2 protein-coding genes are annotated in these 1,746 nt (G+C 75.0%); one reads left to right on the top strand and one right to left on the bottom strand.

Translation table 11 applies throughout. The features are described 5' to 3' along the window. The coding region (locus VGR37_21425; protein ID HEV2149973.1) for a PAS domain S-box protein at positions 1-1,296 on the bottom strand (1,296 nt) is incomplete at its 3' end. Positions 1,297-1,565: 269 nt separating this feature from the next. Here VGR37_21425 and VGR37_21430 point away from each other — a divergent pair. Further along, the coding region (locus VGR37_21430) for a DUF2231 domain-containing protein (GenBank protein HEV2149974.1) at positions 1,566-1,746 on the top strand (181 nt) is incomplete at its 3' end.

Genomic DNA, 1,746 nt, shown 5'->3' on the forward strand with positions numbered 1-1,746 from the left:
CGCCAGGTCCGCGGCGCCGTAGCGCCGCCCGGACTCCGACGCTGCCAGCGTCAGGCAGCCGAAGACCCGGCCGCGCGCCACCAGCGGGACCACCATCGCCGAGCGCGGCTCCAGCTCCGGCATCAGCTCATCGCGCGCGCCGGCCAGGAAGCGCTCCGGCGCCACCTCCGGGAAGAGCAGGGCGGTGCAGGACTCCACCACCGCGGCTCGGGCGCCCGGCGCCACCGCTTCCGGGAAGTCCGCCAGCAGCTCGCGGAGCACCTCGCGCCGGCGCGGGTCGGCGGCGGCGGTCTCGACCGCGCGGGGGCCGCCGTCCTCCAGCAGGTCCAGCACGCACCAGTCCGCCAGGTGGGGGACGGCCACCCCCACCACGCTGCGGAGCGCCTCCTCGTACTCCAGCGACGCGGCGAACGCCCGCCCCGCCTCCGCGAGGAGGCGCTCCCGCTCCTGCCGCCGCTCGCGCTCGGTGACGTCGCGCACCACCGCCGTGAAAATGCGTGTCCCGGCGATGGCCAGCATGGAGACGGAAGCCTCGCCCACGAACTCCGTGCCGTCGCGGCGCAGCCCCACGATGCGGGCGTGCCGCGGCTCGCCGGCGGCGCCCGCCTTCTCCGCGAATGCCCGGAGCCAAGCGGCGTGGGTGGGCCGGCGCCGCTCCGGGACCAGCATCTCCAGCGGCTGCTCCAGCACCTCCTCGGGCGCGTACCCGTAGATCCGCTGCGCGCCCCGGTTGAAGAGCGTGATCCGCATCTCCTCGTCCACGGAAACGATCGCCTCACTGGAGAGGGAGACGATCCCCGCGAACTTCGCCTCCGAGTAGCGGAGCGCCTCCTCCGCCTCCCTCCGGGCGGAGATGTCCTGCACCTGCGTGACGAAGTAGTGCGGCGCCCCGTCCGGGTCGCGGATCAGGGCCACCGAGAGCAGCGCCCACACCGCGGAGCCGTCGCGCCGGAGGTACCGCTTCTCCATCTCGTACGAGGAGATCTTCCCGGCGAGGAGCCGGCGGACGTTCTCCAGGTCGGCGTCGATGTCGTCGGGGTGGGTGATGTCGTGGTAGGTGAGGCGGACCAGCTCCTCCTCCGGGTAGCCGGTGATCCGGCAGAGGGCGGGGTTCACCACGCCCCAGCGGCCGTCCAGCGCCACCAGCGCCATCCCGATGGGCGCGTGCTCCAGCATCGCGCGGAACGGCGTCTCCCCCTCCCACGCGGGCACGGCGGGCGCGCGCGCGTGGGCCGTCCCGCGCGTGGGAGGCGGGAGGGTGGGAGGTTCCGCTCCTTCGAGGTCCTCGGGCGACATCGTTCGCCGCGGTGCTGGGTGGGCTGGGCGGAGCTTCGGCCGGTGCACAAGGTATGCACCGGGCGCGCCACACCGCCGTGATGCAGGGTGAGTACCGCGAGGATAACGCCACTTCCGACCGCGGGCGCTGCGCGGCGCCACCGCGCCCCCGGGGCACGGCTCTGGCAGCGCTGCCCCGCCGCCCCGGCCTGGGAAGCGCCCGGCAGCCCGAACCTTCAGGGAGGATCCATGCGAAGAAGACCTGCTCCCGGAGCGGAGCACCGCGCGCCGTGACGCCGCTTCACCTGCTGCTGGCGCACTTTCCCGTCGCCCTGATCGTCACCGGGGCCGCGGCGGACGTGCTGGGGGCGCTCCTGCGGCGCGACGCGCTGCGCCGCTGGGCGGGGGCGCTCCTGATCCTCGGCGGGGTCGCCGCGCTCCTCGCCATGCTCACCGGGCAGGGAGCCCTGG

The sequence above is a fragment of the Longimicrobiaceae bacterium genome (assembly GCA_035936415.1).
Classification (GTDB): Bacteria; Gemmatimonadota; Gemmatimonadetes; order Longimicrobiales; family Longimicrobiaceae; genus JAFAYN01.